This window comes from Chitinophaga caseinilytica (assembly GCF_038396765.1).
Taxonomy (GTDB): Bacteria; Bacteroidota; Bacteroidia; order Chitinophagales; family Chitinophagaceae; genus Chitinophaga; species Chitinophaga caseinilytica.
Genome location: NZ_CP150096.1, coordinates 1320146 through 1346890 on the forward strand (window position 1 = coordinate 1320146; position 26745 = coordinate 1346890).

The 26745-nt window shown below is 51.2% G+C and carries 23 protein-coding genes; 18 read left to right on the top strand and 5 right to left on the bottom strand.

The window, feature by feature from the left end; translation table 11 throughout:
- Positions 1-21: 21 nt before the first annotated feature.
- Both WJU22_RS05725 and WJU22_RS05730 read left to right on the top strand, forming a co-directional pair.
- Complete coding sequence (locus WJU22_RS05725; RefSeq protein ID WP_341842300.1) at positions 22-1365, top strand: alginate export family protein; 1344 nt, start codon at positions 22-24, stop codon at positions 1363-1365.
- Between the two features lie 27 nt (positions 1366-1392).
- Positions 1393-2256 carry a formate/nitrite transporter family protein gene (locus WJU22_RS05730; RefSeq protein WP_341842301.1) on the top strand — a complete coding sequence of 288 codons (864 nt, stop codon included), beginning with the start codon at positions 1393-1395 and terminating at the stop codon, positions 2254-2256.
- On the opposite strand, the gene WJU22_RS05735 is transcribed toward WJU22_RS05730, so the two are convergent.
- Positions 2257-4401, bottom strand: a complete 2145-nt coding sequence (locus WJU22_RS05735; RefSeq protein ID WP_341842302.1) for a TonB-dependent receptor — start codon at positions 4399-4401, stop codon at positions 2257-2259.
- 228 nt (positions 4402-4629) lie between these two features.
- Here WJU22_RS05735 and WJU22_RS05740 point away from each other — a divergent pair, with 228 nt between their 5' ends.
- Positions 4630-5607 carry an AraC family transcriptional regulator gene (locus WJU22_RS05740; RefSeq protein ID WP_341842303.1) on the top strand — a complete coding sequence of 326 codons (978 nt, stop codon included), beginning with the start codon at positions 4630-4632 and terminating at the stop codon, positions 5605-5607.
- An 82-nt stretch (positions 5608-5689) separates the two neighbouring features.
- On the opposite strand, the gene WJU22_RS05745 is transcribed toward WJU22_RS05740, so the two are convergent.
- Together WJU22_RS05745 and WJU22_RS05750 are read right to left on the bottom strand one after the other, a co-directional pair.
- A complete protein-coding gene (locus tag WJU22_RS05745; protein ID WP_341838629.1) occupies positions 5690-5812 on the bottom strand; it encodes an alanyl-tRNA synthetase in 123 nt (40 codons plus the stop codon).
- 6 nt (positions 5813-5818) lie between these two features.
- Positions 5819-6148: an antibiotic biosynthesis monooxygenase gene (locus WJU22_RS05750; RefSeq protein ID WP_341842304.1), complete on the bottom strand. Its 330-nt coding sequence runs from the start codon at positions 6146-6148 to the stop codon at positions 5819-5821.
- A gap of 169 nt (positions 6149-6317) precedes the next feature.
- Here WJU22_RS05750 and WJU22_RS05755 point away from each other — a divergent pair, with 169 nt between their 5' ends.
- From WJU22_RS05755 to WJU22_RS05810, 12 genes are all read left to right on the top strand, one after another.
- Positions 6318-7007, top strand: coding sequence for an HmuY family protein (locus WJU22_RS05755; protein WP_341842305.1), 690 nt, complete (start codon positions 6318-6320; stop codon positions 7005-7007).
- Positions 7008-7014: 7 nt separating this feature from the next.
- Positions 7015-7785 carry an HmuY family protein gene (locus tag WJU22_RS05760; protein WP_341842306.1) on the top strand — a complete coding sequence of 257 codons (771 nt, stop codon included), beginning with the start codon at positions 7015-7017 and terminating at the stop codon, positions 7783-7785.
- Positions 7782-8507, top strand: a complete 726-nt coding sequence (locus WJU22_RS05765; protein WP_341842307.1) for a hypothetical protein — start codon at positions 7782-7784, stop codon at positions 8505-8507. Before WJU22_RS05760 ends, WJU22_RS05765 begins: the two co-directional genes overlap by 4 nt.
- A 2-nt stretch (positions 8508-8509) precedes the next feature.
- Complete coding sequence (locus WJU22_RS05770; protein ID WP_341842308.1) at positions 8510-9517, top strand: hypothetical protein; 1008 nt, start codon at positions 8510-8512, stop codon at positions 9515-9517.
- Between the two features lie 52 nt (positions 9518-9569).
- The gene (locus WJU22_RS05775; protein ID WP_341842309.1) at positions 9570-10283 is read left to right on the top strand and encodes a hypothetical protein; all 714 of its coding nucleotides are present in this window, start codon (positions 9570-9572) and stop codon (positions 10281-10283) included.
- A 204-nt stretch (positions 10284-10487) separates the two neighbouring features.
- The gene (locus WJU22_RS05780; RefSeq protein ID WP_341842310.1) at positions 10488-10922 is read left to right on the top strand and encodes a DNA mismatch endonuclease Vsr; all 435 of its coding nucleotides are present in this window, start codon (positions 10488-10490) and stop codon (positions 10920-10922) included.
- A gap of 20 nt (positions 10923-10942) precedes the next feature.
- The gene (locus tag WJU22_RS05785) at positions 10943-12505 is read left to right on the top strand and encodes a DNA (cytosine-5-)-methyltransferase (protein ID WP_341842311.1); all 1563 of its coding nucleotides are present in this window, start codon (positions 10943-10945) and stop codon (positions 12503-12505) included.
- Positions 12502-14088: an ATP-binding protein gene (locus tag WJU22_RS05790; RefSeq protein WP_341842312.1), complete on the top strand. Its 1587-nt coding sequence runs from the start codon at positions 12502-12504 to the stop codon at positions 14086-14088. Before WJU22_RS05785 ends, WJU22_RS05790 begins: the two co-directional genes overlap by 4 nt.
- Positions 14089-14118: 30 nt before the next feature.
- A complete protein-coding gene (locus WJU22_RS05795; RefSeq protein WP_341842313.1) occupies positions 14119-14454 on the top strand; it encodes a hypothetical protein in 336 nt (111 codons plus the stop codon).
- Positions 14451-16742: a Z1 domain-containing protein gene (locus WJU22_RS05800; protein ID WP_341842314.1), complete on the top strand. Its 2292-nt coding sequence runs from the start codon at positions 14451-14453 to the stop codon at positions 16740-16742. The genes WJU22_RS05795 and WJU22_RS05800 overlap by 4 nt, the downstream gene beginning before the upstream one ends.
- Positions 16742-17746 (top strand): PD-(D/E)XK motif protein, encoded by a 1005-nt coding sequence (locus WJU22_RS05805; protein ID WP_341842315.1) that lies wholly within the window; start codon positions 16742-16744, stop codon positions 17744-17746. Before WJU22_RS05800 ends, WJU22_RS05805 begins: the two co-directional genes overlap by 1 nt.
- Positions 17747-18048: 302 nt before the next feature.
- Positions 18049-18855 (top strand): SGNH/GDSL hydrolase family protein, encoded by an 807-nt coding sequence (locus WJU22_RS05810; protein ID WP_341842316.1) that lies wholly within the window; start codon positions 18049-18051, stop codon positions 18853-18855.
- 191 nt (positions 18856-19046) lie between these two features.
- Here WJU22_RS05810 and WJU22_RS05815 read toward each other — a convergent pair whose 3' ends face one another.
- Complete coding sequence (locus WJU22_RS05815) at positions 19047-20135, bottom strand: glycosyltransferase family 1 protein (RefSeq protein ID WP_341842317.1); 1089 nt, start codon at positions 20133-20135, stop codon at positions 19047-19049.
- Between the two features lie 9 nt (positions 20136-20144).
- Complete coding sequence (locus WJU22_RS05820) at positions 20145-20897, bottom strand: glycosyltransferase family 2 protein (RefSeq protein ID WP_341842318.1); 753 nt, start codon at positions 20895-20897, stop codon at positions 20145-20147.
- Positions 20898-21233: 336 nt separating this feature from the next.
- Between WJU22_RS05820 and WJU22_RS05825 the strand changes: the two genes are divergently transcribed.
- The 3 genes from WJU22_RS05825 to WJU22_RS05835 all read left to right on the top strand — a co-directional run bounded on the left by WJU22_RS05825 (position 21234) and on the right by WJU22_RS05835 (position 26626).
- Complete coding sequence (locus tag WJU22_RS05825) at positions 21234-21980, top strand: DeoR/GlpR family DNA-binding transcription regulator (RefSeq protein WP_341842319.1); 747 nt, start codon at positions 21234-21236, stop codon at positions 21978-21980.
- A 215-nt stretch (positions 21981-22195) separates the two neighbouring features.
- On the top strand, positions 22196-25264 hold the full coding sequence (locus WJU22_RS05830) for a SusC/RagA family TonB-linked outer membrane protein (RefSeq protein WP_341842320.1): 3069 nt from the start codon (positions 22196-22198) through the stop codon (positions 25262-25264).
- Positions 25265-25282: 18 nt separating this feature from the next.
- A complete protein-coding gene (locus tag WJU22_RS05835) occupies positions 25283-26626 on the top strand; it encodes a RagB/SusD family nutrient uptake outer membrane protein (RefSeq protein ID WP_341842321.1) in 1344 nt (447 codons plus the stop codon).
- Positions 26627-26745: the final 119 nt, after the last annotated feature.

Here is a 26745-nt window from a genome sequence, read left to right on the forward strand (position 1 = left end):
GCTGGAATTAAAATCGTTCAAATGTACAATAAAATGCATTTCCGCTGCGGAGCGGCCGTGGCCCTTTTGTTGGGCGGCCTTCCGCTGGCCGGTAAAGCCCAGTTCTCGATCGCGGCGCAGCTCCGCACGCGCACCGAGTACCGCAACGGGCAGGGAGCGCCGCTACCGCGCTCCGCCAAACCGGCGTTCTTCACTTCGCAACGTACCCGTCTTTCGGCGGGGTTTACTTCGAACCGCCTCAAATTCGGATTGTCTGTGCAAGACGTCCGGGTTTGGGGCCAGGATGTTTCTACCATCAACAAAATCAGTACGGTCGATAATAATGGGCTAATGGTCCATGAGGCATGGGCGGAGGTACGGCTCACCGATACCGCGGCTGTCCACAACTTCAGCCTGAAAGTAGGCCGGCAGGAATTGAATTATGACGACGGGCGGCTGCTGGGGAATCTCGACTGGCTGCAACAGGCCCGCCGGCACGATGCGCTCCTGTTCCGCTACGCTTCCGGCGGCTGGACGGCCGATGCGGGTTTCGCATTTAACCAGAACCGCGAAGTCGCCGCTGGAACGCTTTACAACGGCACGCCTCCGGGCGCGTACGCCGCCAATACCAACGGAGGCGCCATGTACAAGGGATTACAATTCCTGCACGTTTCCCGGAAAAACGCGAACGGCCAGGTTTCCCTGCTCGCCATGGCAGACCAGTTCCCGCGGTACCACGTAGACACGGTGGAACTGAAGCCCGTCAAAACCTGGGACGCAGGTGTGCATGCGCGCTTCACGGCGGCGGTTTTCGCGCAACAGGTGTTTGGGAAAATTTCGTTGACCGGAAACGTCGCCTACCAGGGCGGTAAATATGCGGACGGCGGAAAAGTGGATGGATGGCTGCTGTCCGGGCAGGCGTTGTATGCCGTTACGCCGAAGCTCAAGGCTGGACTGGGCGCGGATTACACGACGGGTGGAAAATCGTCCGGCGCGTCGAAGGCTTTTGATCCCTTGTACGGTACGCCGCACAAATTCTGGGGGCACATGGATTATTACTACGCCGGCAGCACGTTCGGCGCCACCGGTTTGCAGGATTATTATCTCCGCTTTCTCTTCAAACCCGGCGCGAAATGGGCGCTCCAGGCCGACGGGCACCGTTTCCTGGCCGCCAGCGACTTTGCCGGGCCGGGCCGCGATTTCGGATGGGAGGCGGATGTAAACGCCAATTTTGCCCTCACGCCCACGATCGGTTTCGAAGCGGGTTACAGCTATTATCGCAGCACATCCGCGCTGGCCGCAGCGAAGCGGGTGGCGAACGCTGCGCGTAGCAACCAGTGGGCCTATCTCATGATCAATATCAAACCTTCCTTCCTCCTGAAATAAATTTTTCATCACCTTAAATCTTCTACAATGGACTATAAAAAACCTGCCGAAGTAGCCGGCGCCATGATCCAGGCCGGTATCGACAAAACCCGCATGAGCACGACCGACATGATCGTGAAAGGCATCCTTTCCGGTGCGATCCTCGGTTTCGGCACCACCTTCGCGCTCACGGCCACCGTGCAAACGAGCCTCCCGCTCATCGGCGCGGCCATCTTTCCCGCATGTTTCATCATCGTGGTATTGCTGGGGTATGAACTGGTGACGGGGAACTTTGCGGTGATGTCGCTTTCCTGGTTCGCCGGACAAATTTCCCTGAAGCAGCTCGGCAAAAACTGGGCGATCGTGTACCTCGCCAATCTCGCCGGTGGATTGCTGTACGCAGGGCTTTTCTGGGCGTCGCTCACGCAGTTCGGGAATGTGGACGGCGGTGCGCTGGGAAAAATGATTTCCAATATCGCCGTGGCCAAAACCACCGGCTACGGGCAATTCGGCGCTGCCGGGATGATGACGGTTTTTGTGAAAGGGATTTTGTGTAACTGGATGGTGACGCTGGGCGTGGTGATGGCCATGACGTCCAGTTCCACACTGGGTAAGATCCTGGCGGCCTGGTTGCCGATCTTTATCTTCTTTGCGCAGGGTTTCGAGCACGCGGTGGTGAACATGTTCGTGATCCCGGCGGGTATTTTCATGGGCGCGCCGGTTTCCGTGGGCCAATGGTGGTGGCTGAACCAGATTCCCGTAACGCTGGGCAACATTGCCGGCGGCGTAATTTTCACGGCATTGACGCTACACCTCATGCATGGCAAACGGCGGAAAGAAGTTCCTGCAGCAACGGCGGGGAGCAGCTCCCGTGCGGAGGTGGCAACGGAGAGCGCGCCCGCTTTGCAATGATCAGTTTTTGTCTTTTTTCCGGAAGAAATGCCACTCAGCGCCGGCCATGAACACACGGCCGGGCTGCGATGGCATCAGGTAATCCGTATAACCGGTGAGGTTATCGGCGCTCACATGGAGTGTAAGCCTTTTCTGCAGCAGCGTTTTCTGTACGCTGAAGTATAATAACGTATATCCTTTCACGAACACGTCGTATTGATCGATATATCCATTGTTGTCGACATCCAGGAAGCCGTATTTGCCTCTGTAAGTTCCACGAAATGAAGCGCCGAGCCCCCAGCGCGGATGTGCCCACGAAGCCTGCAGGCTGCCCATGTGGCGGCTGCGGTTGGGCAATCCGAAATAGTCTTTCGTAGTAGCAGCGCGGATGCCGTCTGGCGTGCGCACGGATTTGTAGCGTTGGGATTTCTGGCGGATGGAGTCGGTTACGGCCGGATTGCGTGCGTCCAGCAGCTGGTAGCCGGCGGATAATTGCAGGTTTGGCGTGATGGAGAATTTCCATCCCGCTTCCACGCCCCGCATCACCACCCGGTCGATGTTGATGTAGGAAAACAATTGCTGGCCGTTCCGCATGATGCCGACCTGTTCGGTATTGATGAGATTTTTTAACCGGTGATGGAAAGCGCCGGCCTGCCATTCCATCCTGCTTCCCGTGTTCACCGTAATGCCGGCGTTGACGGACGTGGAGGTTTCGGGCTCCAGGTGCCTGACCTCCGACGCGTTGTCCCAGATTTGCGCGATGGTGCCGGCGGCTTTCAGTTGCGCGGCTTTTTCCGCGAAATTATGCGCCCCGATCACCGTATAGCCTTGCTGGATGTTGGTAAACACCTGGTACATCTGCGCGTAGGTCGGCGGTTTGAAACCATTGCCCAGGGAAGCGCGCAGCGAAAGCCAGCTGGTAGGGCTGTATCGCGCGCCGGCGCTGAGGTTCAGCCGTCCACCGTAGTCGGAGTTGCCATCGTACCGGAGGCCTGCCGTGAGCCGGAATGTTTCGGTGGAAGCGAATTCGCCCTGCAGGTATGCGAAATATCCGCTCATGATATTCCGGATGTCCGATCCCGTATTGCGGTACGATTGCCTGTCGCCGCCCATGCCGCCGAGAAACGTGACCGGCAGCTTATCCGGCCGGGTTTCCGCCTGCACTTCCAGCCGGTGTATCTGCTGGAAGAAATCGTTTTCCTGGAGGATGCGCCCGTTTTCCTGGAGCGTCACGGTTTGGCGGGTATCGTAACCCGTGTAGTAATACCTGGCCAGCAGCGTGGTGCCGGGCGATGCCTGGTGGCGAAGGTTCAGGCCGGCGTTGAGGTCTTGCTCGCGGAGGTGGTCGTTGAATGGTTGCGCGCCGTACGACCGGAACATGTCCGACGTTCTGCCGGCCGCCCGCACGCGCGCCTGCAGCGAGGTGCGGTCGCTGAACCGCCACTGGCCGCGTGCCTGGCCGGAAAAGCTCGTGTATGGCGGAGAAGTTTTCCCTGCCTTGAGGTATTGGGAGTTGGCGTTGAAGCCGTCCGTTTTGTAAAAGTTACCCGAAAGGGAAACGAAGCCTTTATTGTGTTTGAAGGGAGCCTCCGCGCTGGCGTTCGCATCCGTGGTCCGGTATGTCCCGGACCGGAGGCCTGCCGTGGCTTGTGCTTTCCGGACCGCCTGGCGGGTGATGATGTTGATGACGCCGCCCAGTGCTTCCGAGCCGTATAAACTGCTCGCCGCTCCTTTGATCACTTCGATCCGTTCCACATCGCCCACACCGATGCGCGAAAGGTCGAAATTGCCCGCGAGTCGCCCCGTCATGGGTTGCCCGTCGATCAGGATGAGCACATATTCCGAACTGAACCCCTGCAACTGGATCCCCACGCTGCGGTTGCCGCTCCCGAGATCGGGGACGATGGCCATGCCGGTCTGTTCGCGCAGCACTTCATCGAGCCGGCGGCTGCCCGCCAGTTGAATGGATTGGCGGGAAATAACGAGCGTAGGCGCGGTTTGCCGGCCGATGGTGATGAGATCGTCCGATTTGCGGTGGGAGTTTTCCGTGACTTCGTGGGTACGCAGCGTGCGCACGGCCGGCGTGGAGTCGGCGCGCGGGCCCTGTGCGGCTGCGGCGGCGCATGCCAGGAGGAACGGGAGCAGGAGGGATCGCTGAATAGGCATATCGTGCGCAAAGGTCGGGCTGAAGATTGACCGGCGGCGGAGAAAGGGTTACCCGGGGCGGAGGTTTTTCGCTCATCCCCGGAAAAAGTTTTACCATATCCGGAAATTCAACATCGAAGAATGGCGCAACCACGCGGGTTTTCCCGATCCGATCATTGGCCGTTCCCGATTGCGGGCCATTTTCCTGGCAGGATGGTTTAATATTGCGGGATCCAGCCAATTCTCCATTTGCCTGCACAACCCGTACATATCATCCCATCCTGCCGGTTCGACATCCGCAACACCGGCCAGTTCCGTGAACGCCGCCGCGAGCTCGCGGAAGACGGCCACACCGGCTCCGTGTTCGAAATGCTGAGCCCGGACGGGATCAATTTCGGGTATTACAATCTCCGCTCGCGCAATGCCGGCGAGATCGTTATCCGCAACACCACGCCGTTTTTCCAGATGAGTTACACGGTCAGCGGCACCAAAAGCTATTCCGCTCACGGCGGAACGGGCAAGCTCGCATCGCTGGACCGCCATCAATACAACTACCTTTTCTTCCCCGAAGACGACATCCACATGCAATGGCCCGCCCATGAGCAGCTGGAGATCTTCGAACTGGGCGTGAGCCCCGACCTGGTGTTGCAGGCCATGCCGCAGGAACATCCGCTTTACCCGGTTTTTTCCGGCAGTATCGAACGGAACGAGGCCGCGGCCATCAGCGCCGTGAACCTTCCGCTGCAATCATCCATCAGCACGATCCTGTACGATATGCTGCATTGCCCGCTGGAAGGGCGTTACAAGCAACTGTTCCTGAAAGCGAAAACCATCGAGCTGCTGGCCATCCAATTGGCGCAATACGAGCAGATGGCCGGCGTTCGCCCCAGCGAAAACACGCGGTCGCTCCGGAAAGAAGATGTGGAAAGGATGCACCTGGCCCGGGAAATCATCGCGTCGAACATCCACAGCCCTTGTACGCTGATCGACCTCGCGCACCAGGTGGGCACGAACGACGCCTATCTGAAAAGTCATTTCAAACAGGTGTTCGGCACTACCGTGTACGGTTATCTGCAGGGTATCAAGATGGCGCATGCGCGGGAATTGCTGGGGCAGGGAAAGCAGGTCTCTGAAGTGGCGTACCTGTCGGGTTACAAGCATACCGCGCATTTCACGCGGGCGTTCAAAAAATATTTCGGCTACGCGCCGGGGCGGATCAAAGGCTGACCCGGAAATGGGAAAGCCGCGAAACGGAGGCAATGGGGATCCTCCGCCACGCGGCGTTCCGGCAGTTGCGGAAAGTACCGGCTCAGGTGGCCAGCCAGTAAAAGATGGCGAGCCAAACGAGACCCTTCACGAGGAAGAAAACGAATCCCCAGAAGCCCAGTCTTTTCAGCCATTTCAGGATGGCCTCCTTGTTGGGTGCTTTCATGTTCGCTTATTCGCTGATGATGCGGTAAATCTTGAAGTCGCTGGACATAGGAGCCGGGCGCCCCTCCGCTTTGGCTTTGGCCAGCTCGTCGAACCCGCGCTGGTGGCCTGCGGTGAATGCCGGGGATTTCATCCAGTCGCGGAAAGCCTGTTCCGTTTCCCAATAGCTGACGATCAGGTAGGCGTCTCCCGCTTTCTCCGGGCGCAGCACGTGCATGTTGACGAAACCGGGCATGGTATCTATCGCATGGGCGCGGCTGGCGAATAACTGCTCGAAACGATCCTTGAAATCGTCGTTGCAGGTGATGTAGTTGATGGCAACGTAGTGGTTTATCATGATTTGTCAGTTTAACGTCATAAAGATACGGGTGTCATCGGATTGTCACGCACCTCCCGCGGAATTTCGCTTACCCGAAACGGAACATTCCCGGAATTCCTGAATAGGTTGGTCTTTTTCCCGAAGTGGTCAGCAGCTGCCCTCAATTTTGCAGCCTAACCACAGACCAATGAAATTACGAATATTGATCATATTGGCGGGCGTTCTGCTTGCCGCCTGCGGTAAAGACGGCGACGACAAGCCCACTCCCAAGGGCCCGGCCAGCACCCTCATTTCCGACCTGCAGGCCGATACCGGCGCTTCCGTGGGGGAGCCGGAAGAGGGAAAGGAACAACGGCCTTTCCAGTCACTCATTTTCAGCTTTTCCACCAAACAATCGCGGCTCATCAAATCGAAAGCCGATTCCATCCAATATCTGAAGAATACGGATTGGGACATCGCGTTTACGCAGGAATACAATTCCTACGTGGTGGTGAACAACGGCACCTTTACCGGAACGCCCGGGTCGGGCGGGCCGGGCAAAGGCGCGATGGTCATCGTCGAGAAGCCGTACGACCAGGTTACCGAAGCGCCGTCTGACGAAACATTCGAGAATAACGGCGTTCACGGCGTGGGTTGGGATAGCGGGAACGGGTACGGCTGGTTCTTCTATTCTCTCAGCAATCACATTTGCGTGCCGGTCAAAAACCGCACGTTCGTATTGCGGACGGCCGACGGAAAGTACGCCAAACTGGCTTTGCTCAATATTTACAAAGGCAATCCTCCTGTGGTGACGGACCTTTTCTGGCCCGCGCCCTACCTCACTTTTAAATATTTCGTGCAGACCGACGGGAGCCGCCGGCTGAACACTTCCAACTAACGAAACCATGAAAACAAAACTGCTGAGCCTGCTGGCGATAGTGTTGCTGGCGGCCTGTTCCAAAGACGACGCGCCCCCGAAGCCCGAAGAGCCGGGCGGCAGCGGCGGCAACCCGGTGAAAACGGGTACCTACCGCGTTGTGAACCTCGTGGCAGATACCAACGCCACATCCGCCGGAGACGCGGTTTCCCTCTATTACAGCCTCGAAGAGAACAGGGTGATCCCCGCTTCGCAGCGGCAGACCGGGAATTGGGACATCGTGTTTTACGGTATTTACAATTCCAGCGTTTATCCCAATAACGGGAACGCCGTGGGCTCGCCGGGGTTCGGCGGACCGGGAAAGGCGGAGATCGCCGTGATCGTGGACCGCAAGTTCGACGTGGCGTATTATGATACCATTAATTTCAAACCGACGAAACTCCCCATTCCCGCTGCGTTGTGGAGCGAGGCGTATAATAAAGTGACCGCCGTGCCGACGGGCCTTCGGTTCGTTACGCGCGACATCGGGCTCGATCATTTCCTCGGCGGGTTCGATGGCTGGGGGTATTATGATTTCTACGGAAGCCTCTTCCCCGGTAATCCACAGAAGGCGCACGTCGTGTATACGATGCCGCGCGTGATGATCGTCAAAACCCACAAAGGGCGGTACGCCAAACTCATCATGGAAAGCATTTACAAAGACAGTCCGGCGAGCCCCGACCGCACCCACAAGCCCGGTTACATCACGTTCCGTTATTCTATCCAGATGGATGGTTCCACCAACTTAAACATCCCATGAAATACATCTATTCCCTTTTACTGACGGGCGGGCTTTTTGCCTGTACCAGGACGGAAACGATCGACGCCGCGCCCGAGCCGGCGAACCGCATCGAGTCGTTCCGGATCACCAACGTCCAGGGCGATCCAATCGAAGCGGCCATTTCCGACCGCGACGGTACCATCACCCTTTACCTGCCTTCCTATCGGCAGCTGACCATCCTGGAACCGGCGATCATGCTGCCTGTGGGCGCCACCATTTCTCCCGCTTCCGGCACATTGGTGGAAGATGTTTTCGGCGCCATCCGCACCAATCGCAATATCGCGTATACCGTGACGGCGAAAGACGGCAGCAAGCGCGAATACAAACTCCTCATCCGCACCCAGCAGCCCGATGTTACGCTGGAAGAACTGAGCACGGTGGACGATATCCGGGAGTATACCATCAACACGAAAGATCAATATTCCAATTTCGTCATTTACCTGAAAGGGACGGGTTTCCTCGAGAATAATGAATTGATGCGCGTGGCGCCGGTGGATGAATCGGGGAAAGAGCTGCCGGCATTCCTGTTGTCGACCACGCATTTGGGAAGCCTGTACCAGGTGAGCCCCTACCTCGACCTGTCTGGGCAGCTCAAACCCTTGCTGGACGTGCTCCCGGCCACAGGGTTGTATCGCCTGCGGGTGTATGTTTATGGCCGCGTGAAAACATTGCAATATCCCATCCGAATCAACAAACAGTAAAAATGAGAATCGCATATATCATGAGCATCGGCCTGTTGCTGGCCGGGTGCAGGAAGGAAACCGAGCAGGCGCCGTCGCCCCACGCCCGGATCGCAGGATTTACGGTGGAAGCGGGCGGCGAAATGATGTTGGCGGCCATGTCGGGAGACAGTATCGTGGTTTATTGGCCGTCTTACCTGCCGGCGCCGTCGTCTATTCAACCGGTAATTGCCGTGTCTGACGGGGCTGTCGTGCGCCCGGCGTCTGGTGCGGCTGTTCCTTTCCAAACGGGGACGGCGTATACCGTCAAAGCGCAAAGCGGGCTGGAGAAGAAATATTATTTGAAGGTGGTGATGAACCAGGCGCCCATCCAGATCGATGAAACCGGTTCCTATGTGGCGGTCCGCGGAGGGGAATGTGTGGTGGACATCGGATCGTCCATGCGGTATTTCGAGCCAGACGTTACGAAAACCAGCCTCTACATCATTGATACGCCCGGTACAGCCACGAAGCTCGATATTGAATTCTTCAAGCCGCACAACGGCGTTCCCAATATGCGGATCAAGGTACCCGTGGCAGGTGTGAAGCCCGGTGCCTACAAAGTGCGCATCGTCAGCGGCACGCAATCCCGCACCACGGAAAACTACGTGTTCGGCGTGCTGTATCCCGACAGCGAGAAGCCCAGGCCCGCGGGGCTGGATGCCGACGTGACGGTGAAGCGCGGCGAAACGATCACCTTCGCCGGGCAAAATTACTTCGACCTCAAAGAAGCCGTGGCTTATACTTACGATGAAAATTACAACGAGAAGCCGATTACCAACCTCACACTGGTGAGCAGCACGGCCACGTCTGCCACTTACCGTATTCCCGTTGATTTCCCGGCCGGGACGTATCAATTCGGCGACTGGGGTCCCGGCGCGCTGGGGATCCGGCTGCGGATCACCGATTTTTCCGGCTGGTGGAGCTGGAACGGCAACCGGAAGAACTATGTGGAAGTGACCGGTTTCGTGAAGTTCACCGTTACGCCCTGACGCACATTACACCCTTTTCAATATTGTTTCACCCACAAACCCAATCATCGCTATGATTACCATGAAGAAAACCCTTCGTCCTGCCGGCGGCCTGCTCGCCGCTGCATTGTTCCTTGCGTCCTGTTCGAAAAACAGTGACGTGGCGGCCCCTGAAACTTCCCGCATTCCGGCCGGGAGCCTCGGCGTGGCCGTGACCATTCCTGACGGTACGAGCCAGGCCATTACCGGGCCGGGTGTAACGTCGGGCACCATCGCGCGCAGCGGATCGCTGTATACGGTGACCAATTTCAAGCAAGCCTACAGCACTGGCCCGGGCCAGCCTGCGGACGGCAATTTTTACTGGCGTTTTTCCGTGAACGAAGCCGGCACCCCTTCCACGCTGGAAGTGAAGTTTACGGGCATCGCCACGGGGGATATTATCCCGAAAGATTCCATCAAGTTCATCGACAAATCGTTTGCCACCGTTGTGGCGGCGGATTGGGCATTGGGCACACTGCCTGGCCCTTCACCAGCAGGCAGCAACGTGATCGGCATGAACAACGTGACGGGCACGGGCGTACCTCCCGGTGTTTCGGCGTATGCGAACGGAAAAGGATGGTATACCTATGGCTGGAGCACCGGCCATACCGTTACCCCGGTTGCGGGCAGAACGCTGCTGATCAAGGTGGGCGCTACGCTCTGGAAGATGCAGGTGACGTCCATTTACCAGAACGGTATTACGGGCGGGGCGTTCCCGTACTATAATTTTGTGTACCAGGGGTTGTAGGATTTTGTTTTTTAGTCTTTAGGATTCGACCGGCCATGGGGGGAGCCCTGTGGCCGGGGTTTTTTGTTAGGTGCATGTTTATTTAACCTAAAATCATATTTTAGCTATTCGGGACTAATTTGGGCTTTATCATAGGTGATAAATTTTATTAATTTGATCCGAAATGCAAATCCCTTCAATAGCATTAAAACTTTCCGATGTTAGATGACTGATGTTCATAATGCTCAGATTAGGAGCTACAATATGAGTCGAATTGGCAGCAAGAACACGAAGCCGGAGCTGCTGGTGCGGAAATTCTTATTTTCAAAGGGGTTCAGATTCAAACTGCATGTCAGAAATTTGCCAGGCAAACCCGATCTGGTTCTTCCGAAGTATAAAACTGTAATTTTTGTACATGGTTGTTTTTGGCATGGTCACGAGCATTGTCGTTACTTTGTAATCCCAAAAACAAGAACGGAATGGTGGATGGAGAAAATCAACAGAAATAGAACGTTGGATATGATACATGAGGGAAGATTAAGAGAGGAAGGTTGGAATGTCATTGTTATCTATGAATGTGCACTTAAAAAGGAGCGCCAAGAGGAAACATTAGCCGAAATAGCAAGACGGCTGTTGCAAATAAAAATGGATTTAGATTAATTCGATTAATATTAGAAAAATTGCCAATACCAGTAATTGATATTTTTGCCGGACCCGGTGGGCTTGGAGAAGGATTTAGTGCGTTATTGAACAGAAATGGTGAAAGGGTTTTTGAGATAGCCCTTTCAGTTGAGAAAGAAGCTCAGGCGCATAAGACATTGACATTAAGAAGTTTTTTCAGACAGTTTTCTGTAGGGCAGGTGCCTGCAGAGTATTATCAGTTTGTCAGAGGAGAAATTAAGCTGTATGAACTGGAGGAAAAGTATCCAGTGGAGTTTGAGAATGCTAAAAAAGAGGCGTGGTGCGCCACATTAGGAGAAAGCAAAGGTGCCGTATCCAATAAAGAAGTTGATAAGAGGATCGGAGAGGCACTTGGGGGTGTTAGTGATTGGTTGCTGATAGGAGGTCCTCCATGTCAGGCATATTCTGTAGTTGGCCGTTCAAGAAGGCAGGAAAAAATTCTAAATGCACAAACAGATGAACGGGTAGGGTTGTATAAGCAGTATTTACGAATATTGGCAATTCATAATCCCTCCGTTTTTGTTATGGAAAATGTTAAGGGACTGCTTTCAGCTAAAACTGCGGAGAGTCCTGTATTGTCCAGAATATTGGCTGATTTATCTAATCCAGCAGAAGCATATAGGACCGATTTCGGTAACGACCGGGTAATAACTTGTCCGGGATATCGAGTGTATTCACTGACTGTAAAGCCATCTGGATTCGATTTAGAAAGAAATCCTATATTACAACAGAAGGATTTCCTTATTTATGCAGAAAAGTTTGGGGTTCCGCAAACCCGTCATAGGGTGATTTTACTTGGAGTGAGACGTGATATCGACATTATTCCGGAAATTCTTACTGCCCAAGCTGAAGTGCCAATTTCCCGCGTACTGGAAGGATTACCTAAGTTAAGAAGCGGCTTATCAAAGGAAGAAAATAGTGGAGAACATTGGAGAAACGTTATTAATGGAATAAAATCACGTGCATTGCTAACAGGAGTATCCGGGGATGTAAAAGCGGAAATTGCCAAACAGCTAGAGGGTATTGCATTGCCTCAAAAAGGAACAGGCGCTGAGTACATCCCGTACGATTCTCGGATTGATTATGAGCACGCTTGGTTTTCAGATGAAAATTTGGGTGGCGTTTGTAACCATGCCTCACGTGGCCATATGTCAAGTGACTTACATCGGTATTTCTTTGCATCCTGTTTTGCGAAAACTAAAAAAAGATCACCTAAACTGGTAGATTTTCCAGCTGCATTGTTGCCTGAACATGAAAATGTTGATGAGGGAATTGAAGAACAGAAGTTTGCCGATAGGTTTAGAGTTCAGCTTCATAATAAACCCGCAAAGACAATAACTAGCCATATCTCCAAGGACGGTCATTATTATATACATCCTGATCCGAAACAATGCAGGAGTTTTACAGTGCGCGAAGCCGCCCGGATCCAGACATTCCCGGACAATTATTTTTTCTGCGGACCCCGAACCTCACAATTTACACAAGTAGGTAATGCTGTTCCACCATTATTGGCAAATAAAATTTCAAAGATTGTTTCAAGAATATTTAATCCCGATGAATGAAAAATGTAACTAGTATTCCAAATGCCCCAAGAACGTTTGAAGCCTTGCGAAGCCTTGGGTATGACCTAAATTCTTCAGTCGCCGATGTTATTGATAACTCGATATCGGAAAAGACAGGTGGAAAGAACATTCAGGTGTTTTTTGATGTTAACGAAAACGCTAGGTTAACTTGCATTATTCAAGATGACGGTTGCGGAATGAACGAAGCCGAACTTGAGGAAGCAATGCGCTTGGGGGCAGAAGCAGAATATAATGAACAGGATTTGGGTAAGTTTGGAATGGGTATGAAAACAGCATCCCTAAGTCATTGTAACGTTTTAACCGTAATATCAAAGAAGAGGCGATCCCAGATTACTGCATTTCGATGGGATATCCGGCACATTAAAAATTCCGGATGGCAATTACTACAACTAAATCAGTCAGAAATTAATAAATTGTTACAATCCCGAGGATTGACAATTGGTAGTTGTGGTACTATCGTACTTTGGGAAGATCTTCAATGGATTGATCAGGAAATAGAGTCGTATAGTAGCGAGAAGCTGGCAAGAAACTATGTTTTCAAACTGAAAGAGCAGCTTAAACTTCACTTGCGAATGGTGTATCACCGATTTCTGGAGGGTAAAGCGAAGTATGGCAAAGTGCACATAGAATTAAATGGCGAAAATTTAGTTCCCTGGGATCCTTATTGCCGCAGCGAAAAGAATACATTGGAACTTAGTTTGACGCCAGATCATTCGAAAGTAAAGTTCACAGGTTTCCGAACCCCTGTGAAAATTTCCGCTTATATTTTACCAACAAAAGAGGGATTTTCTACAGAAGACGCCTGGAAGGAAGGGAAAGGACTATTGCCGTGGAACGATGGTCAGGGTTATTATATATATCGGGCTGACAGACTAATCAGATTTGGAGGTTGGCATGGAACCAAAGCAAAGGATGAACACGATAAGCTTGCGAGAATTTCAATAGACATTGACCCTGAGTTAGATAGCTTGTTCAGGATAACAGTCAATAAATCAAGGGTTCAATTACCAGAGCAACTGTTTCATCATTTAAAGGAAATAGTAAATCCCTATGTAGTCAAAAAGGCAAAAGCCAAATATAAAAAGTCTGAAGATGGGGTTGTTGTAAAGAATAATTTTCGAAATCGGGAGGATACAATTGCACGTGTGTCGATGGAAGTATTGACGTCTGTTGCAATGAGAGCCTCAATTCCGGATAGTAAGAATGGTAATGTCGCAACAGTAACAAAACAAGCAGGTAAAGGCAACACTTATTTGCAGGCTTCCACAAACATGCATGATTTTCTAAGTCATGGATCAATTAAGGATTTTGAAATTGAATCAGCACATTTTGAGAAGCATCAGTTGTGGAAAATAGTAAGTAAACATGGAAATAGTTTCAAAGTATCAATAAATGCCTCACATCCTTTTTATTCAATTGTTTACAATAATGGAGGTGGAAAAAAATTACTGAGGTATTTGATGCACTGTTTTGCGCGTTTGCATTTGCGGAATTTTATAATAAGAATCAGGAAAATGAACATCTTTTTGAAGAATTTAAACGTATTAGTTCATTACTGCTAGAAAATCTTATAAAAGAAAAAATCGTCTGAAATGGAAGATCCCCATATATCACATCTGGTAACAGTTTTGACTGACAGATTTAAACATTTTGGTGAAAATGTATTCGATTTGGATGCAGAGCTTTTGGAATTAAAGCATCCTGTGACAAAATTGGCGCTGGAAGTAGAGGTGGTGAAGGATATAGAAAGACAATTTTTGGAGAATGTAGGATATAGGAAAGCGCATGATGGCGCTATTTTGATTCCTGTTTCGGTAGTTGGATCCCGAGATCATGAGGAATGGTATGAAGAATGGCTTCAGTCAAATGCAAGCGTTGGAGGGGGTACTACTGGAAAAGACTGGATAAATTTTTATCTGTCGAATTGACGAGGAAGTACGGTCCTGAAAAGGCAGGGGTGACGGTGAAAGCTATAGACGAAGCCACTAAAAGTATAATGCAAAGACTTGCAAATCCACGTAGGTCGGAAATTAATTATAAGGGCTTGGTAGTTGGGTATGTGCAGAGCGGCAAAACCGCAAACTTCACCGCATTGATAGCGAAGGCCGTTGATGCGGGGTATAGGTTTATCATTGTACTCGCGGGTATACACAACGTTTTGCGCCGGCAAACTCAAATTAGATTGGATCGCGAGCTTACAGGTGTACGTGATATGATCAGTCCTGAAAAATACATTGATGCACCAGGAGCCGCCCGGGAATGGAACCGGCTAACAACTGCACATAATGATTTTAGTATCACAAACTTAGGATTGTTCTCGACTTTTTGTGAAAGAGATACCCCCACACTGGCCGTTGTCAAAAAACAAACAACGGTATTAAATAACCTGATAAGCTATGTTTCGAAAGCGCCCGTTGAACTCCGTCAGAGGATGCCCGTCCTGATTATTGACGATGAAGCTGACCAGGCATCTATCGATGCGAATGCCGGGGATCCCGGGGAGGATAAAACGATTATCAACCGGCATATTTGCAGACTGTTGGATTGTTTTAACAAAAAGGCTTATATAGGATATACAGCAACGCCATTTGCAAATGTGCTGATTGATATGAACGCTGAGGCGATTAAAGGACAGGAGGATTTATATCCCAGAAATTTTGTTGTTTCGCTACCGGAGCCGATCGGATATTTTGGAGCATCAAGAATATTTAAAGGAGAATTGGCTCGGTCGTTTGTTGTTGAAGTTCCTGATGAAGCAAACGAGCTTACCCGACGAAGCCGTGTAACAGATAAATTATCGATTGCAATTGATCAGTTTCTACTCGCTTGTGCCGTTAGAAATTTGAGGGGAGATAAAATGAAGCCCATGAGTATGTTGGTGCATGCATTTCATCAAATCTCGAGAATAATGGCCGTTAAGAAAATCGTAACAGAATATGTTGAGCAGATTGCAGGTCGTTACTCGGATAGTAATGAAGCCATGTTATTAAAGCAAAGCATGCAGATGGTCTGGAGGGACTACAGTACGAATTCTGAGAAATTGAAGGCTGGACTAGGAACAAATAATTTTATTCCGGAGTTCGATGCTGTGTGGTTTGAACTTGCAAATGTGTTGAAGTCGGTAAAAGTTGTGGAGCTTCATAGTAACTCCGACGACAGCCTGGACTATATGTCCGGAAATGAAGTTAAGGTCATTGCAGTAGGGGGTAATCAACTTTCCCGAGGGTTAACGCTTGAAGGGTTAATGATTAGCTATTACTTACGTGCAAGCCGACAATACGATACTTTGTTACAAATGGGACGCTGGTTTGGTTACCGTCATGGCTACGAAGATTTGACAAGGGTACATACTACGGCAACAATTTGGGGATTTTTCGAACATCTTGCTTTGGTAGAAGAAGAGATTCGCCAGGAAATTTACAGATATGAAGAGGAAAATAAGACCCCGTTAGAAATGGCGATTGCAATTAAAGGGCACCGAAATCTAATGGTAACGTCTCCTAATAAAATGGGAGCTGCAACAGAACGTCAAATTAGCTACAGCGATTCTTTAAATCAAACGACATGGTTCGCCTTGGAGAAGCCGGAATTGCTGAGAGGAAATCTAAACCTTGCAAATTCTTTTCTTAATAATATCAATGAACAATATGGGTTTGAGTATCGTACGGATAGCCATGCATATGTAGCTGAAAGTGTAGATGGGGATGCAGTTTTGAATGATTTTTTAAATAGATATTCCTTTACTGAAGCTAGCGATACGGGTGGTCCTGGCCTGGATTCTATCAAATTGTTAGAATACATATCCCGCCGCCAAAGTGGAGGATTGCATCCTCCGGAACTGGGAAAGTGGAATATAGGGATAGTCTCTAATGTAAAACCGGTTGAGGGGCTAGAGCCCGTTTGGCTTGGGGGAGTAGAAGTAAATATGATGCAGCGAAGTCGCGTTGTCACAAATAAAGGATATAATATTGGAGTGATGACATCTCCCAATAATCTCCGAATAAGTTATGATGAGAACGGAAAGAGAGCAATTCCTACATTACTGATTTATTTGATTTGGAAAGGTAGTAAAGCCGTCGCCAGAACCCTTAAGGAACAGAAGAAAGTACGTGTGGATCTATATCACGGTGTTAAAGAAGAGCCTATTGATCTGTTAGGGGTTGCTATCATCTTGCCGGAAAGTCGTTATGAACCAAATGACTATATTGGCCAATAATGAAGTACACGGATTTAACGTCAGAAACATGGAAAGACCTTGATAGATTCGGTGGCCATGCCATCGGTTATAAAAGTGTATGGCTTGCACTGGAGGAGGTAAAAGAATCCCTTCTGCACATTTTCGTGGACGAAATTGGATATTATCATTTGGCTGTGGAGGACATTGGAATGACTAATGTTGTCGATCCCGGTGTAACAGGTCTTGCTGTTACCAGAAAGAATTATATGATGGACGGAACAGTCAAGTCAGTGATTGATATTCAGTGTAATTTGCCTAACCTCATAAATGAGTTCACCGGAATAGTCAAGGATATTTGTTGCGAAATTCTAGTGTGTAAAGTACAGGCGTCAGAAGCAATTTCCAGGGTTATTAGGAACTGGCAGTCTTTTTGGGCGGAAATTCCGGCAGCAAGAATGACAGATAATCAAATTGGTGGGCTATTTTGTGAATTATTCATTTTGCGGGAGTTATGTCGGTTAGATCCTGCCAGAGCTTTGAATAACTGGAGAGGTCCTGTAAAAGGAAAACATGATTTTGTTTTTTCTGACTGGAGTATTGAAGTCAAAGGCACTTTTTCCGATCGTCATATTCATATAATTAATGGTATTGATCAGCTAGCGCCATTGGAAAACAAGAAATTAGCATTAATATCTTTCCAATTGTTTAGAACGGAAAACCCGTATGCAGATAGTCTGTTGAAACTAGTTGAAGATATTTATAGCTATGTTGGGAAAAGTCGGCTAGATCTTATTCCTCAATTTCAGAAGTCATTATTTCTGGCGGGTTATAATCCAGTATTTAAGGATTACTATTCTGATTTTAAGATCGAAATATTGGGCGCTGCACTGTTCGTTGTAGATGAAAGTTTTCCTGCGCTTACCCGCCACATCCTTCTTGGAGAACTAAATAGTAGAATTAATAACATTAGTTACTCCATTAATTTGGAAGGTTTGCACATGATTCTTTTACCAGAAGTTAAATGGGGCGACTACTTTTACTAGGAATCTACTTATCCCTATATAGCCCCAAATGACCTATCAGAATATAACTCCCTGGATAGCTCCTCCCGTTACACGAACCCCTTCTCTCTCAATTTCCCGGAGCGCGTTGCGAAAGGGCTATTTGATTGTTTGTTAGTGCGGTCTTGGGCTATTGATACGATTTTCCTTTCAGGTGATTGTTGATTTGAACCATGGGAATGGACGCACTGTGGAATAAATGATAAAAGAATATCAAATATAATGACAAACCATTGTATTTTGTTGTGAATGGTACTTCTAACTGTAAATATTCACCTGTCGTTATGAAATATCTTATTTCCGCGATCTTAATTCTGCTCATCACCTCCTTCACCCCGCGCCCCCTCACCTGGATCGCGATCGGTGACTCCATCACCTACCTCAACGAACACCCCAACGAAACAGACCATCGCATCACCAAAGGATACATGACCATGGTGACCGAAAAACTCCCCCACATCCAGTATCAAAATCAAGGTCACAACGGCTGGACGTCTGGCGGGATCGCGGAGCAATTCGATAAACTGGGCATCGGGAAAGCCGATATCTATTCTGTTTTCCTGGGAACGAACGATTGGTGGCAAGGGCGTCCCCTCGGCACCATGTCCGACTATTCCTCCAACAGCGGCAACGGCACAGTGTGCGGCTCCTTCCGGATCATTATCGACAAAATCCGCGCCCTCAATCCCAACGCGCATATCATACTCATGGCGCCCCTCCAACGGGGGGATTTCGTCTACCTCCATAACAACCACAACAATGCGTGGGGCACCTACAAACCCAATAAAAACGGACAATCCCTCGAATCGTTCGTGTCAGCTTTGGATTCCATCGCGCAGAAAGAGAAAATAACGTTCGTGGATTTGTACCACAATAGCGGCATCACGCTGAAGAATATGGTCAAATTCAAACTGGTGAAAGATCAACGGCTCCAATGGCCCGCCTGGAAAGACGTTCCCTGGAACCCCGAAACCGACGCCTATCCTTACCCGCCCGAAGCCATCAATATGACATACGACGGCCTGCATCCTTCAGATAGAGGCTACGCCGCCATCGCTAAGATGCTTGTATCAATTATGAAACGATATTAGGATGAAACACCTCATTCACTAATCTCCGGAAAAGTTGCAGAAAATAATCACCGCCATCAAGCGAACGACTTTGATGCAGGTACTGTGATGATTGATATATGGGTAGATGACCATTCAGATTTATGGATACATAACAGGACGCAGTGAGGTAACGGATGATACCGGAGTCTTTAACATCATCTCTTTTCGCGTTACACCACCCCCCGATAAACCTCCAGCGTCTTATCCATACAAACCTGCATCGGAAACTTATCCAGCTGCACCAACCCCTTCGCCCGCAACTCCCCGGACCGATCGCGGCTATTGATGACCGAATCGATGGCTTGCGTCATATCTTCCACCTGGTACGGATCGAAATACGCGACGGCATCGCCGCCCACTTCGTGGAAACAGCTCGTGTTACTGGAAACAATAGGGCAATTATTCCGGAAAGCCTCCAGGATCGGGAGCCCGAAACCTTCATACAGCGAGGGGTAAACAAACGCCAGCGCCCCCTGGTACAAAGCGTTCAGCTGCGCTTCGGTAGCGGAAATCTGCTTCGCGCGATGCTCGATGCCCGCCCGGATGAGGAGCTCTTTTTCCGCTACGCCGAAATCCCCGCCGCCGGCGCAGATCAGGTTGATGTCGTACCGGTCCAGCAAAGGCTGAACGGCCTGCACGAACCGGGCGAAATTCTTGTATCCTGCACGGTCGCCCACGAAAAGGAGGTATTCCGGGAACGGAGGTTTGAAAGCCGGATCTGCCGGAACATGCGCTTCCTGGTAACCATGGTACACCACGCTGATCTTGTGGTCGGGGATGTTGAAAACCCGCTGCAGATCGTTTTTGGTGGATTCGGAAATGGCGATGATATGATCGGCCTTGGTGATGGTGGCGCGCTTGAAGGGAATATTATGATCGTGCGGTGAAAAGAACTCGGGAAACAGCTCATGGATCATGTCGTGCACGGTGATGACGAACGGCTTCTTCAACCGTGTGAGGAAATAAGGATCGTAATACGTGGGATGCAGGATGTCGAAATCGTTTTTCCCGATGAGGTACTTCGAATACTTTCTGTTCCACTTTTCCAGCTTGCGCTGCTTTCTCAGCAAACGCTCGCCCAGCATGGGGGAAAGCGGGAATTTCTGGTCCTGTATATAATGATTCCGGCTGTACAGCAGCGTGATCTTGCAATCGGTATATCCACGATCATGCAGGGAATTGTAAATATTGGCAAAGTACCTGGAAATCCCGCCGTAACGTTGCCATGAGAAAACCTGGTGATCGAAATAGACTTTCATAGAGTGCGCTTAGTATTCGACAAAGTTAATACGCTTATACTTATAACGCTTGAGTATGTAGCGCAACTTCACGAAGAAACCAAGATATTTGCCCACCAGGTGGACCCTGTCTTTCCGGAAAGCTTCGTCGATCACCTGCCCGGAAAACCCGCCGGCAGCGTACCGCGATATCAGCAGGCGAACATATTCGAACCGGTAACGCTTATCGGCCCACAACTGCATGTTCATGACATAATCCGCCCGCACCTTATATTTCAGCAAAAATTTATAGCTGTCGAATATGCTCCGCGGATAAAAAATACTCTGGTGCGTGATGTTCTCCTTCGCCAGCATGTATCCGCTGTACTGACAACCGAACACGAGGTTCTTCCAGAGACTGCATCCATAATATATATGATCGGGCCGCTTGAGATGACGCTCCGCCATTTCGGAAAAGCCGTCGAACAGCTCATCGTCCGCCCCGAGGAAAAGCACCCACTTGCCCTGTGCATATTGCACGGCTTTGTTCATGGCATCGTACACGCCGCCATCTGCCTCGCTTTTCCAGTAAGCGATCTGATCATTGTACTTTTTGAGGATTTCGATAGTGCCGTCCGTACTGGCGCCATCCAGGATAATGTGCTCCACATCGGGGAACGATTGGGATAATACGCTTTGAATAGCCGTTTCCAGGCATTCAGCTGCATTCCTGGTCACGGTAATAACTGAAACGATCGGGTTTCCGGATTTTTGCCTTTGCGTTCTGTTTCCGCCTTCCAACATATCTAATAAAAATTATAACAATTACTTATGACGTTGCAACGTCGGGATTAGTTACAAATCAATTCGTAAAAAGTTGAAGTAGATAATTATACAAGATGTCCAATTTCCGTACCGGGATCGATTTTTTGACGGGATGGAATGTTAGGGATGGCGCGATATCCGACTGTTTCCGGTCCGTTCGACCGGCGGATCAAGATAATCTTCCGCCATGGGAAATCCCAGCCAAAACCGGCAGATTCATGCGCCAAACTGCGTATTTTAAGAAAGTGGATGCATTTTTTTGCGGGTTTCAGGACTTTTTCGGTAACTTGCCGTATTCAACCAAGTTCGCCGCTTATGCTCAAGGAAGAACGTCAGAACGTAATCCTGCACGAAGTGAACCTCCACAACAGGGTGCTCACGACCTACCTCGTGGAACGGCTGGGTGTGTCGGAAGACACCATCCGCCGCGACCTCAACGAGCTGGCAGACCTCGGTCGCATCATCAAGGTACACGGCGGCGCGCTATCCAAATCATTCCATAACGCATTCAGTCCAACAGACGTTTACGCCCGTTCGGAAAAAAAGATCATCGCGCAAAAAGCCGCACAGCTGATCGAAAACGGCATGTTCGTGCTCACCACCGGCGGCACCACCATCCTGGAGCTGGCCCGCGCCCTCCCGCAACAACTGCACGCCACCTTCTTCACCGGCAGCCTGCCCGTAGCTTTCGAATATTCGCAACACCCGCATATCGAAGTGATCGTTATCGGCGACAGGCTCCTCAAAAATTCTAAAATAACCGTCGGCGGCGCCGCCATCGAACAGATCCGGCAAGTGAAAGCCGACCTCTGTTTCCTCGGCACCAACGCCATCGACCTCCGCGACGGGCTCACAGACAATGATCTCGACGTGGTGCAAATCAAAAAAGCGATGATCGAATCATCCTCCAAAGTCGTGTCGCTGGCGATTTCGGAGAAAATCAACACCTCACAGCGATTGAAAGTCTGCAATATCAATAGTATCGATACAATCATAACAGAACTGGAACCTGATCACGAACTGCTGCGCCCTTATGCGGCGGCAGGGCTGGAAATCAGGTAAACGTAGAATCAATCCCGAAAGGCGCAAACGAAAAGAAAGGAATTACACCCCGAAGAAAATTAACGACGAAGAAAGGCTTTACCCCCGATAGCAAACCACCGTAGTGAACAATGAACGGCAGGAACGGCTATGTCTTACCATGACGTGCATGAGCGTCCATCAACCAAAATCCTTTATCCCCATTCACAATTTTTACAGCCAAAACCAGATTCGTCATGACAAATCCACTTAGTTATCAGAAAAGAAGATGGAAGACGTTTTCACTTTTCCTCTTCTTCCAGTTGACGGCCTGCGTACTGATGGCGCAGATCCGCTTCAGCGGCAAGGTGACGGCACCAGACGGTTCTACCGTGCCGGGCATCACCGTTCAATTGCGCAACACCGCCACCGGCGCCACTACGGATGCCAACGGCCAGTACAGCTTTACCGCCAACGTCCAGGGCCAGACACAGGTGCTCGAGTTTTCGGGCATCGGCTTCAAAACCATCAACAAAACCGTGACCGTCAGCGGTGGCGCCGCGTCGGCCGATGTGGTGATGGAGGAAGACGTGTTGAAGATGGATGAAGTGGTAGTGATCGGCTCATCGCTCCGGCAATCGCGTAAGCAGCTCGGTAATACGGTGAATTCGGTGGATGCGAAACAGCTCCAAAACACCGGCTCCGGCAACCTCAGCGCGTCTTTACAGGGTAAGGTCCCCGGCGCGCAGATTTCCCAGACTTCGGGAGACCCCGCAGGCGGCATTTCCATCCGCATGCGCGGTACCAGCACCATCATGGGATCGGCTGAACCGCTGTACGTGGTAGACGGGGTGGTGATCAGCAATGCCACTACCAACGTAACCAACCTCAACGTGCTCGGGAACCCCCGCGCGGAATTCGGGACCAACCGCCTCGCGGACATCAACCCCAACGATATCGAAAAGATCGACGTGATCCCCGGTGCATCCGCCTCCGCGATCTACGGCGCGCGCGCCAGCAACGGCGTGGTGCTGATCACCACCAAATCCGGCAAGGCCGGGCAGCTCAAGGTGGACGTGGGCACCAGCATCATCGTGAACGAACTGCGCAAGAAAGTATACATTTCCAAATACGGCAAACAATTCGGTACCGCCGCCCTCCGCCTCGGCAATATCAGCGACGCACCCGCAGGCCAGGCGTTCACCACTTACGTGCGACCCGACGGACAAACGCGTAAACTCGCTACCGACCTGGTAGACGTGACACGCTACGATTACCAGGACGAGATCTTCCAGCGGGGGATCGGCACGGATAATTATGTGTCGATGAGCGGGGGATCGGAAAAAACGAAGTACTATTTCTCCGGCGGTTACTATAAAAATGAAGGGATCGTCCGGAACACGGATTTCCGGCGGTTCAACGTAAAAGCCCGCGTAGACCAGGAAATCACCAAATGGCTGTCGGTTTCCGGCGGGGTGGCGTATACCAACAGCTTTTCCAACGAAAAGCCCAATGGTAACGTGTTCTGGAGCCCCATCAACTCCATCAACATCACCAACAACATTTTCAATATCAACGAAAGGGACAGCTACGGCAACCTCAAAGCCGTGGAGCCTACCCGCGTAAACCCGCTCAGCGTGATCGAGGATATGTCGCTCACACAATCCGTCAGCCGCACGATCAGCGACCTCCAGGTGAAGATCCGCCCGGTGAAAGGTTTGAGCATCGATTACATTCTCGGTGTAGACAACTTCGGTCAGGAAGGCCAGAATTTCATTGAGCGCTATCCGTACATCTCCGCGCAGGAAGGCACGGGTTATGCGTCTGCGGCCAATGTGAACACGTTCCTGATCAATAACGATTTCAACGTTGGCTACCAGGGCAAGTTCGGTGACTTTTCTTCGCAGACGACGGTAGGGTTCAATCACCAGTATCAGAAAATTACCGGCCAGTATAACCAGGGGCGCGATATGCTGCCGGGCATCACCACCATCATGGGGGCCGCCACCAAACTCGATCCGCGGTATACCTACGACCAGCGGCAGGTGTACGGCGCGTTCCTGCAGGAAACTTTCGGGTATAAAAATATCGCCTTCCTGACGCTGGCCGCCCGCATCGACGGTTCCACCAGCTTCCCGGAAGACACGCGCAACTACTGGTATCCCAAGGCGAGTTTGGCCTGGAACCTCAACGAGATGGACTTCTGGCAAAACATGGGGTCCTGGTTCTCTTCTGCCAGACTGAGGGGATCGTGGGGGCTGGCCGGCAACCTGTCTGGCATCGGCAGCTACGACCGGTTTACCTCTTACCTGTCGGCTTCCCTCAACGGTACGGCTACTTTCAACCTCAATCCCGCGCTGGGCAACCCGAACGTAGAGCCGGAGCGCGCGAGCGAAATGGAAGGCGGTGTGGATCTGTCGTTCCTGAGAAACAGGCTGGGCGTGGTGTTCACGGTGTATAACAAAAAGATCGTCGGCAGTTCGTTGCTGGTGGAAAGGACGTTGGCGCCATCGAGCGGAGGTACCAGCCGTGTGGAAAACGTCGGCAACCTGACCAACAAAGGATGGGAACTGGGCATTACCGCAACGCCGGTCATGAATAAAAACTTCACCTGGAACCTCACGGCTTCGGTGAACCGCAATAAGAACCTGGTAACATCTTCGAGCCAGGTAACGCCCATTACGCTGGTGAACGCTGCGGGATCGCCTTCGGTTATTCTGGCGGGTGAGCCTATCGGGGTGTTTTACGGCAACTATTTCGAGCGCGACGAAAATGGAAAATGGAAGGTAGACGACCAGGGCCGCCCCATCGCCGCCATCAACAATTCCACGCAAAAAGTGCTGCTGCGCAAAGTGATCGGCAATCCGAATCCCGACTGGATCGTGAGCTTCGGGAACGCGTTGCAATACAAGAAGCTGTCGTTCAACTTCCTGTTCGACGGCGCGCTGGGTCAGGACGTGTTCAACGCCGACCGCCGCACCCGCCAGGGCGTGGGCATCGGGGATATTTCCGAGAAAGAGATCAGGGGCGAACTGCCGAGGGGCTACATCTTCTCGGTGTATAATACGGAAGAATACCGCGTGGAAGACGGTTCCTACATCAAGCTGCGCGAAGTATCGCTTAGCTATGAGCTGCCGTCGCTGGCGCGTTTCATCCGCAGCATGACGGTGTCTCTCACGGGCCGCAACCTGGTGAGCTTCGACAGTTATGACGGATACGATCCGGAAACGAACGCGGGCGGCAACAGTGCTGTGCTCCGCGGGATCGATTTCGGCAACGTGCCCATCCCCAGAACGTATCAATTATCGCTCCGCGCCAGTTTCTAATCTCTAAAGTCAAGTAACATGAAAATGCATCATATAAAACGAATCGTGGCCGTCTTCCTGTTGGGATGCACGCTGCTTCCCGGTACTTCGTGCAACAAGGAGTACATCAACCCGAGCGAGGGCTCGGTGCCCAGCGTGGAAACCAGTCCGGATGCGCTGATGACACTTTGTGCCGGTTTGCAGCGCCGTTATTCGATCGGGCGGCAAAGCCCCTTGTACTGTTACGCCGTGGGTGGTGGATACAGCGTGTATGCTTTATATACCATCAACATCGGGAACACCAGTGAAAAAGAAGTGGAAACGGGAAAGGGCGCCATCACGCTCAGCAATTCCTTCATCACGCAGATGTGGACGCAATGCCTGCTGTTGCGGACCGAATCGGAAACCGTGCTCAACAATCTCGCCATCGCCACCGATCCGGCAGACCGCACGGGCCTGAAGGCATATGCCAGCATCTTCTACGCGCTCAGCATGGGGATGCTCGTGCAGTATTATGAACAGATCCCACTGGCGAACGCCAATCATGCCACTTTCAGTCCGAGGGCGGAAGCGTTGAAAAAGGTGATCCAGGTGTTGGAAAGCGCCGATGCGGAACTGGCCACCACGGCCATCAGCGCCAAATTCCTCGGTAAAGTGCCGAAAGGGATCGATGCGAAAAATACCATCAAAGCATTGCTGGCCCGGTTTTACAACATTCAAAGCATGATTACCGGTACCTACAACACGGCAGACGGTACTAAAGCCATCACCTATGCACAAGCGGTGGATGCCACCAAGAAATCGGAGTTCCTTTTTTCTACCGTAACGCCGAACCCTGTCGGGGAGCTGGCGTTCACGCAGAACGTTTTCGGCGCTATAGATTCCACGCTGGGCCTGCGCAACGGGCTGGCGCCGGTGCCGGCCGCCACAGACCCGCGGGTAGGGTATTACATTAGTTTCAAAAGCGGGACTACTTATCCGCTGAAGGCTTTCGCGGAAACCAATATTTCGTCGTACCCCGTGTATCTGCCCGGTGAGATGCAGTTGATCATTGCCGAAAATTACGCGCGGCAGTCGCAATTCCCGAATGCGATCGTTGCGTTGAACGCCGTGCGCACGAAAAAGGCGGTAGACGATATTTATGGTATTGGTGCGAACCAGTCGCCCTATGCCGGCGCGGTAACGCAGGCGGCGATCATGACCGATATCTACAAGCAGCGCCGGTTGGAGATGTTTATCAGCGGTCAGGAGCTGGAAGATAGCCGGCGGTTTGGCCGTCCAGGCCCGAACCAGCCTGGTGAGGAGCGGAACCGGAATTTTTATCCTTACCCGTTGAACGAGCGGGATAATAATCCGAATACGCCGGCGGACCCTGCGATTTAGGGGATTTGATTGGATTGAAGAAGCCGGCTGCGTTTGTATGCAGCCGGCTTTTTGTTTTTCGGATGGATGACGTCAACGGGAAGAAATGTCTGTCTAATCACGGGCTGTTGATAATTTAA